6 protein-coding genes are annotated in these 8947 nt (G+C 74.3%); 2 read left to right on the plus strand and 4 right to left on the minus strand.

The window, feature by feature from the left end; all coding sequences use genetic code 11:
* The coding region (locus AB0B41_RS41610; RefSeq protein WP_358212561.1) for a helix-turn-helix transcriptional regulator at positions 1–1714 on the plus strand (1714 nt) is incomplete at its 5' end.
* 10 nt (positions 1715–1724) lie between these two features.
* On the opposite strand, the gene AB0B41_RS41615 is transcribed toward AB0B41_RS41610, so the two are convergent.
* The 4 genes from AB0B41_RS41615 to AB0B41_RS41630 form a co-directional block, all read right to left on the minus strand.
* The gene (locus tag AB0B41_RS41615; protein WP_358212563.1) at positions 1725–3224 is read right to left on the minus strand and encodes a dynamin family protein; all 1500 of its coding nucleotides are present in this window, start codon (positions 3222–3224) and stop codon (positions 1725–1727) included.
* Complete coding sequence (locus tag AB0B41_RS41620; RefSeq protein WP_358212564.1) at positions 3221–5035, minus strand: dynamin family protein; 1815 nt, start codon at positions 5033–5035, stop codon at positions 3221–3223. Before AB0B41_RS41620 ends, AB0B41_RS41615 begins: the two co-directional genes overlap by 4 nt.
* 138 nt (positions 5036–5173) lie before the next feature.
* Entirely contained in the window at positions 5174–6034 is an 861-nt protein-coding gene (locus tag AB0B41_RS41625; protein ID WP_358212566.1) for an IniB N-terminal domain-containing protein, read from the minus strand.
* A gap of 51 nt (positions 6035–6085) precedes the next feature.
* Positions 6086–6961: an IniB N-terminal domain-containing protein gene (locus AB0B41_RS41630; protein ID WP_358212567.1), complete on the minus strand. Its 876-nt coding sequence runs from the start codon at positions 6959–6961 to the stop codon at positions 6086–6088.
* Positions 6962–7269: 308 nt separating this feature from the next.
* Here AB0B41_RS41630 and AB0B41_RS41635 point away from each other — a divergent pair.
* The coding region (locus AB0B41_RS41635) for an Hsp70 family protein (RefSeq protein WP_358212569.1) at positions 7270–8947 on the plus strand (1678 nt) is incomplete at its 3' end.

An 8947-nucleotide genomic window follows, 5' to 3' on the forward strand; every position in this document is an offset into this window, starting at 1 on the left:
CGTGATGTCCTCGGCAGCGACGACGACGTCGTCGGCATCGACGATCTCGACCCGCTGCGCCTTGTCCCGGTCCACGGTGCGGCCGACCTCGGTGACCGCGGCCGTGGCCGCCGGGGCGCCCGCCCTGCCGCTGGCCGCGCGCCGCGCCGAGGCCGCGATCCGCGCCGGCCGGCTCGACGACGCCCTCGCCGAGGCCGACCAGGTCCTGTCCTCACTGGACCGGGTCGACGTCGACGACGCCCTGCGCGCCGGGACCGTCGCCGCCGCGGTCCTCGCCCACCGCGGCATGCTCGCCCGCAGTGCCGAGCTGTACCGCTGGATGGCCGGGGCCGGGGCACCGACGGCCCTCGCGATCCCCGCACTCGTCGGCACGGGAGCGCTCGGCGAGGCCCGGGCCGCGCTCCACACCCCGGCCCCGCCGCCGGTCCCGAGCGGTCCCGCGACGTCGGCCGGTGCCGTCCTCGGTGCCCCGCCCGGCTTCGGCGGCGGTCCGGCCACCGGCGGTCCCGCGCGCCCGCCGACGCTGCTCGCCGGGGCCGAGGAGCTCACCGCGCAGGGCGTGCTCGACTCGGTCACCGGCTCGCCGACCCGCGCGCTCTCCCAGCTCGCCCGGGCGGCCGCGCTGCTCGAGTCCTCCACCCGCGCCGCCCTGCTGCCGGACACCCCGGCCGCCCTCGCCGCGATGGTGGCGGTGCAGACCGGGGAGTTCGACGTCGCGAAGTCGCTCCTGGAGCGGGCGGTCACCGTCCGGCTCGGGGGGCCCGCCGCCGCGGCCCGGCACCGCCTCCTCCTCGGCTGGATCGCGCTCAACCGCGGCGCCTTCGGGTCCGCCCGCGCGCACCTCGACGCCATCGGCCGGGACGCCCTCGAACCCCGCGACGAGCTGCTCGCCTCCGCACTGGAGGTCGCGCTCGCCCGCCGCGCCGGCGACCTCGCCTCGCTCATGCCGCTGTGGGCCCGCGCGCGCGAGGCGATCGTGCGCCACCCCGTCGACCTCTTCGTGCTGCAGCCGCTGGGCGAGCTGGCCATCGCGGCGACCCGGCTGCGCGAGCCGAGCTGGGTCCGTCCGCACCTCGACGAGGCCGAGGCCCTGCTCGACCGCCTCGGCAGCCCGCCGCTCTGGGCGGCGCCGCTGCACTGGGCGCGGCTGCACGCGGCGATCCTCGCCGAGGACCGCGAGGAGGCCGCCGGGCACGCCGCGGCCCTGCAGGGCGCGGCGTGCGGCAGCCGGTTCGCCGAGGCCATGGCGGTCGCGGCGCCGCACTGGGTGGCGCTGCTCGACTCGCACGTGGACGCCGGCGCGGTCGAGGCGGCCGCGCGCGGCCTGCACGCCGTCGGCCTGTCCTGGGACGGCGGCAAGCTGGCCGGGCAGGCCGCGATCCGAACGGACGACCGCCGGGCGATGAGCGCGCTGCTGACCTGTGCCCGTGCGCTGCAGGGCCAGCAGGCGCCGCCGGCCCCCGCCCGGCCACAGGAACCCGGCCCGGAGGCGGCCGGCGCGCCCGCCGAGGAGGAGCCCGCCGACGGCCAGCTCTCCGATCGCGAGCGCGAGGTCGCCGCCCTCGTGCTGGAGGGCCTGACCTACAAGCAGATCGGCGAGAAGCTGTTCATCTCGGCCAAGACCGTGGAGCACCACGTGGCCCGGATGCGCCAGCGGCTCGGGTCGACGAGCCGCGGCGAGCTGTTCGCGCAGCTCAAGCGGATCGTCGGCTGAGCCTCGCCGCTCAGCGGAGCCGGGCGAGCATCCCCTCGCAGCTGCGCACCACGACCCGCGCGGCGTCGGCGGTCGCCCGGCTCGCGAGCGGGCTCTCCGCCCGCCGCTGCCAGCGGACGACGGCGTCGAGCGCGGCCGCGCGCAGCTCGTCCGGCCCCGAAGCGGGGTCGAGGCCGAGCCGGGCGGCCACGCCGCTGCCGTCGCCGCCGAGGAGGCGTTCGGCGTCGTCGAGCGCGTCGGCGGGGAAGGTGACGGCCCCGGCCCGCAGCGCGGACAGCATCCGCAGCTCGACGAACTCGTGGGCGCCGGCGAGGATCCGCTCCATCTCCGCGGCGATCGGCTGCGCAGTCGGGCGCGGTTCACGCTGCAGGACGAGCTCGACGGCGAGCAGCGCCGATCGCGCCTTGAGCAGCTCGCGTCGCTCGGCGAACTGCGTGGCGAGCACCGTGCGCAGCTCCTCCAGCCCGCTGCGCCGCACCAGCTCGGAGGCCAGCGCGGAGGGGTCGGTCACGCCCTGCCGGATCAGCGTGGTGCCGAGCCGGACACCGAAGAGCCCGAACCGCTCCACCAGGCGTCCGCGCACCTCCGGCGCGGGTGCGCCCTCCACCTCGCGGGTGGCGAACCGGTCCGCGGAGAGGAGCAGGGCGTCGAGCTCGGCGCGCGGCATCCCGGCGAGGGTCGCGAGCGCCCCGTACTCGTCCTGCCGCATGGTGCGCCCGGTCTGGGCGAGCAGCCCGGCCACCGCGACGACGGTCTGGCAGAGCCCCCGGATCTTCGCGTCCGCCCGGTACCGGCGGGCGATGCGGCGGGCCGAGGTGAGCGCGTCGAGCCGCCCGACGCCGATCTCGTCCGCCCGGGACAGCACCGCGATCGTGTTCACCGGGGTGGCGCGGGCGACGCCGCGGTCCAGAAAGGACTCGAGGAACCGCACGTCCGTGCTGTGCAGGTGCCGCATCAGGTAGACGACGGCGTCGGCCTGGGAGGGGGAGTCGTCCGGCGCGAGGAAGGCGCCGGCGCGCGCCGCGGCGTCGGCCGACAGCGAGGCGATGCCCGGGGTGTCGACGAGCGTGGTGGACCGCAGGTACTGCGACGGCCAGTCGACGACGAGCCGGTCCACCTGCTCGGCCGGGAGCCCGCCGAGGTCGAGCTGCAGGGCGCCCTGCGACCGGGCGATCGTGAGCTGCCGCGGCGCCCCGGCGCGCGGGAACATCTGCACCCGCGGGGCCGGCGCGTCCTGGTACCAGGTAACGACGCGGGTGCACTCCCCGGCGTCCGTCGGCGCGATCTCCTCGCCGACCAGGGCGTTGAGCAGCGTCGACTTGCCCGCCTTGACCTTGCCGGCGATCGCCACGCGCAGCGGCTCCTCGAACCGGGCGAGGTGGTGGCGCAGCCAGCCGACGGCCTGCGGGCTGTCGGCGTAGACGTCGATCGTGCGGCGGAGCAGGGTGCGGACCTCGGCGCCCAGGCCGGCCGGCTGCTCCGGGGTCCGGAGGGTGGAGTGTTCGGTCACTTCTCGTCCACCAGCGCCCGGGCCCGCTTCGCCAGGGACTCGACCCGGGCGATCTCGGCCTTCAGGTCCTCGATCCGCTTCTGCCGCTGCGAGACGTCCGTGCTCACCGCGCTCTGGGCCGCCGACACCGAGGTCGCCAGCGACACCGACAGTTCCTCGGCCAGCACGGTGAAGTGGTCGCGGAGCTGGCGCTGGGCGCGGCGCAGGGTGTCCCGGGAGTCCTTGCCGACCTGGAAGGTCACCTCGTCGATGTGCCGGCGGACGGCCGTCTTCGCCTCGGCCCGGCGCCGCTCGCGGAGCCGCTTGCGCTCGTCCCGCACGGTCTTGCCGCCGAACAGCAGGCCTGCCGCGATGGAGAAGGGGTTGAGCAGGGCGAGGCCGGCGAAGCTCGTGGCGAGGCCGATCATCAGCAGGCCGCCGTAGCCGCCGCGCATGCCGACGAACAGTTTCTGGCCGATCCCGAACTTCTCACCCTCCGGCTGCTCGAGGGCCTGGACCGCGCCGCCCAGCCGGCTCCCGTCGATGTGGATCTCGGGCAGGGCGGCGTCCGCACCCTCGGCGAAGTGCTCGGAGACCTGCTCGGCGAGCCAGCGGGCACGCTGGGCGGTCCACACGTAGTTCGCCGAGGTCGCCTGGCTCACCTGCTGGTGGAACCACTGCGCGAACTGGTCCCAGATGTCGGCCGGGTCGGCGTCGTCGAGCAGCTGCTCGGCCTCGCGGGTGACCGAGCGGAGCCGGTCCCGCAGGTCGTACTCGATGTCCGAGATCAGGTCGGCGACGCCGTCGTTCAGGGTGATCTGCCAGCGCGCCGAGCGCTGCCGCAGGTCGTCCGCCCGCGCCTTGGCCCGGGTCAGCTCCTCGACCAGCGCCTCGGCCTTGCCCGGGTCCTCCAGGGCGGCGAGCTCGGCGGTGAACTGTGCGGAGAGCTGCTCGGCGACGGCCCGGACGTCCTGGCTGGTCGAGCGGCGGTCCAGGTCGTCCGCCCTCGCGACGACCTTGCGCAGCAGGAAGCCGACCAGCGGCGCGAACCCGGACTCGCTCATCAGCTCGGCGTCGCCGGTCTCGGCGCCCGCGAGCCGCAGCGCCGACGAGACGGGGTAGATCTCCGCCTCGACGCCGGCCTTCCGCAGGTGCCCCTTGTCCAGCTCGACGATCTTGCGCCAGTGCGGGTACAGGTCGGTCTTGGTGACCACGCACCCGACGTTGGGGCACAGGCCCATCGCCGAGCGCAGGAAGTCGATCTCCGGCGCGGTGTACTCCTGCGCGGCGTCCGAGACGAGGACGACGGCGTCGGCGGTCGGCAGGGCGGCCATGGTCGCGGCGCCGTGGGCGGAGCCGAGCCCGCCGACGCCGGGGGTGTCGACGAGCACCAGGCCGCTCTGGAGCAGCTTGCGCGGCAGGGTGACCTCGGCGTGGTGCAGGCCGGCGCGGTTCTCCGGGTTGCCGGCCTCGGAGACGAAGTCGGCGAGCCGGGAGGTCTCGACGACGGTCCGCTCCTCGACGGGCTCGGCGTCTTCCGCGGTGCCCGGCGGCACCTTCACCAGGGTCACGGTCGTGGTCTCGGCGAACCGGACCTCGGTGGGCACGGCGGTGGAGATGTCGTCGTCGACCGGGCAGACCGGGGCGTTGACCAGCGCGTTCACCAGCTGGCTCTTGCCCTGCTTGAACTCCCCGACGATCAGCACCCGGACGTTCGGGTCGGCCAGCCGGGCCCGGGTCGCCTGCAGCCGGACGGCGAGGTCCGGACGCTCGTAGGCCGACGTGGCCTTGAGCGCCAGGTCGACCAGCTGGACCGCTGCCGGTACCGCCACCGAATCGTCGTCCTCCCCGGTCCCGGCCGTCGGGACACCTGTCCGTCACATTCTGCCTACACGAGGACCGCGTCCACGACGAAGGCCCCGACACCCTCGGGTGAGGGTGCCGGGGCGCTCGGTCATGCGGGAGGCGTGTCAGGCGGTGACGATCGAGTCCTCGACCGAGACGTCGTCGACCGAGACGTCGACGTTGTCGGAGTCGTTCGTGCTGTTGTCGGTCGAGGTGTTGAACGAGTCGTTCGTGCTCGCGTCGACATCCGCGTCCAGGTTGCCCGAGTCGGACACGCTGTTGTCGCTGAAGTCGTTGCCCGAGTCGTTGATGCTGTTGTCGGTCGTCTCGTTGAACGAGTCGTTGACGCTGTTGTCGCTGTTGTCGACGCCCGCGCTGCCGCCGGTGGCGAAGGCCGAGCCGTCGTCGACGGTGAGGTCGCCGCCGACGTTGGTGCTGGTGGCGCTGCCGTTGCCGAAGGCCGTGGTGTTGCCGTCGCCGTCCACGACCTGGTTGTCGTCCCCGACGATGTTGTCGTCGCCGGTGGTGATCGTGGAGTCCTCGATGTCGCCGCCGGCCGCCACCGCACCGTCACCGGACGCGGTCACCGCGTCGATGTCGATGTCCTGGCGGAAGTCGCCGCCGTCCGTGTCGATGACCTGGTTGATCGAGTTGTCGACGATGGTGTCGCGGTCGTCGATCCAGTTGTTGGTCACGTACGTGTTCAGGTACTTGACCGCGTGCTCGTGGTCCGACTCGTGCGGCTCCTTGTGCGGGGGCGGCGGCGGGGTGTGGTGGTGGTTGCCGCCGGTGTTGTGGTTCCGCTCGGAGTCCGAGTCGTCGTTGTCCTGGATGAGGAGCGCGGCGTCGTGCACGTCCTCGGCGGTGAACTCGGTGAGGCCGCAGCCCTCGATGTAGGCGGCCGGGTCGGCCTTGAAGGCCTCGGCGGCCTCCGGGTCGTTGAGCAGGCTGAGCAGCAGCTCGATCAGGGTCTGGGGGGAAGCCATGTCAGTCGTCTCCGTGAAGATCGTGAGGTCGTGGAGGAGCGAGGAGCGTGATCAGAGCGCGACGGCGGAGTCGTCGACGTCGATGTCGCCGGTGTCGACCGAGAAGTTGCCCGAGTCGTTGGTGCTGCTGTCGGTCGAGGTGTTGCCCGAGTCGTTCACGCTGTTGTCGAAGTCCAGGTCGGCGTTGAAGGAGTCGTCGACGCTGTTGTCGCTCTCGTCGTTGAACGAGTCGTTGACCGAGTTGTCGGTGCTCGTGTTGCCCGAGTCGTTCACGCTGTTGTCGCTGTTGTCCACGGACGCCGAGCCGCCGGTGGCGAAGGCCGAGCCGTCGTCGACGGTCACGTCGCCGTCCACGTTGGTGCTGGTGGCGTTGCCCTGGCCGAAGGCGGTGGTGTTGCCGTCGCCCTTCACGACCTGGTTGTCGTCGCCGACGATGTTGCCGTTGCCGGTGGTGATCGTGGAGTCCTCGATGTCGCCACCGGCCGCGACCGCGCCGTCGCCCGAGGCGGTCACGGCGTCGATGTCGATGTCCTGGCGGAAGTCGCCGCCGTCCGTGTCGATCTTCTGGTTCACGGAGTTGTCGACGATGGTGTCGCGGTCGTCGACGTGGTTGTTGGTGACGTACTTGTTGATGTACTCGACCGCGCCCTTGTGGCCGTCGTGGTCACCCTCGTGGTGCCCGCCGCCGTGGTGCGGGGCCGCCGCGGCCGCGACCAGGTGGTTGCTGCCGGTGTCGTAGTTACGGTCGAAGGACGCGGTGTCGTTGTCCTGGATCAGGACCAGCGCGTCGTGCACGTCCTCGGCGGTCAGGTCCTCGAGGCCGGCGTCCTTGAGGGTGCCGTACGGGTCCTCGCGGAAGTTCTCCTGGAGCTCAAGGGACTCGTCGTCGTTGCCGATGAGCTTGAGGAGGAACTCGAGAAGCGTCATGGGGATCGTCTCCAGGTGTGGATCGTGTGTCGGTGTCGCGCCGGGCGACCCCGGCTGGCGTTGATCCGAAAGGTAGGAGCGCGGGGCGGCCCCGCCATCGGGGATCGGGCACGGTTCCCCACCGGGTGGCATAGGGGATCGGGGCGGGGGCCGTTAGGGGCTTCCGGGGCCCGGCACCCCCGGGCGTCACCCGATCGTGTCAGCAGGGGGTCGGGGACGATAACGGCGCGGCTCCGCCACGCGATGGCGTCACAGGCGCGCGGGGGCGCGCCGGGGGCAGAGCTGCCGGTTCGGCGGGGGGAACGACGATGGGCTACCAGCTCGGCATCGACCTGGGGACGACGTACAGCGCGGCGGCCGTGTGCCGGCCCGCCGGCGAGCACTGGGTCGCGCCCGAGATGGTCACCCTCTCCGGCCGCCGCACGGACGTCCCCTCGGTGCTGTTCGTCGGGCCGGACGGCGAGGTGCTGGTCGGCGACGCCGCCGAGCGCCGCGCGGTCACCGACCCGGACCGGGTGGTCCGCGAGTTCAAGCGGCGCGTCGGGGACTCGACGCCGATCGTCGTCGGCGGCCGGGCCTGGGTGCCGGAGGAGCTGTGCGCCCGGCTGGTCCGCTGGATCGTCGACCAGGTCGCCGACCGCGAGGGCGGCCCCGCCGAGCGGATCGCCGTCACCCACCCCGCCTCGTGGGGCGGGCACAAGCTCGAGCTGATGGCCGAGGCGCTCGACGAGCAGGGCCTCACCGTGACCTTCCTGGCCGAGCCGCAGGCCGCCGCCCTGCACTACGCCGCGGGCGAGCGGGTGGCCGCGGGCTCGACGATCGCCGTCTACGACCTGGGCGGCGGCACCTTCGACGCCGCCGTCGTGCGCAAGACCGACCGCTCCCACTTCGCGCTGCAGGGGCGGCCCGAGGGGATCGAGCGGCTCGGCGGTGTCGACTTCGACCAGGTGGTGTTCGACCACGTCGTCACCGGCCTGCCGGAGGCCTTCGAGGGGCTCGACGAGGCCGACCCGGCCGTGCTCGCGGCCGTCGCGCGGCTGCGGCGCGAGTGCACCGAGGCCAAGGAGGCGCTGTCGGCCGACACCGAGGCGGCGATCCCCGTCCTGCTGCCCGGCCACCGCGGCTCCGTCCGGCTGCACCGCAGCGAGTTCGAGGACGCCATCCGGGACCGGATCGAGGAGACCGTCGAGGCGCTGCGCCGGGCGGTCGCCTCCGCCGGGCTGCAGCCCGCGGCGCTCGACGCCGTGCTCCTCGTCGGCGGGTCCTCGCGGGTGCCGCTGGTCGGGCAGCTGGTGTCGCAGGAGCTCGGCCGGCCCGTCGCCGTCGACACCGACCCCAAGAACGCGATCGCGAAGGGCGCGGCGCTCGCCGTCTCCCCGCGCCCCACGGCGTCCTGGCCCGCGGTGGCACTGGCCCCGATCCCCGGGGGGCCCGCGACCCCCACCGGCGGGACGGCCTTCGTGGCCCCTCCGCCGAACCCGCTCACCGACTCCGCCTCGGGCTCGCTGCCCGCGCTCATCGGCGCGACGGTGGCGATCGGGACGCCCCCGTCCGGTGCGACCGGCCCGATCGGCGTCGTCGGATCCACCGGTGGCTGGGCGCCCGCCGGCCCGCCGCCCCGTCCCGGGCTGCCCGCCGCCGCACCGGCTGACCCGGACTGGGAGTACGACCCCGAGCCCGACGGCCGACGACGCATGCCGGTCGGCCTGCTGGTCGGCCTCGGCGGGGCGCTCGCGGCCGCGGGCATCGTGGCCGCGGCGGTGTTCTGGCCGTCGGCCGCGCCGGCCGTGAGCACCGGCGTCGGCGGGATGAGCGTGCCCACCTCCGGCGCACCGGTCGCGGACCCCACGACCGCCCCCGTCGACCCGACGACGGTGAACCAGGCCCCCGCCGGGCAGGCCGGCTCCTCCGGATCGGGCGGAAGTGCGAACACCGGCCGGGCGACCACGCCTGCGGGCGGGGTGCGCACCCCGCCCGTGGCAGGCG

It is taken from the genome of Pseudonocardia sp. NPDC049154, from assembly GCF_040648315.1.
In the GTDB taxonomy this organism is placed as follows: Bacteria; Actinomycetota; Actinomycetes; order Mycobacteriales; family Pseudonocardiaceae; genus Pseudonocardia.

Excerpts from the sequence above, each read along its gene's own strand:
- AB0B41_RS41625 (WP_358212566.1), bottom strand. The coding sequence starts at position 6,034 with ATGGCTTCCCCCCAGACCCTGATCGAGCTGCTGCTCAGCCTGCTCAAC.
- AB0B41_RS41630 (WP_358212567.1), bottom strand. The coding sequence starts at position 6,961 with ATGACGCTTCTCGAGTTCCTCCTCAAGCTCATCGGCAACGACGACGAG.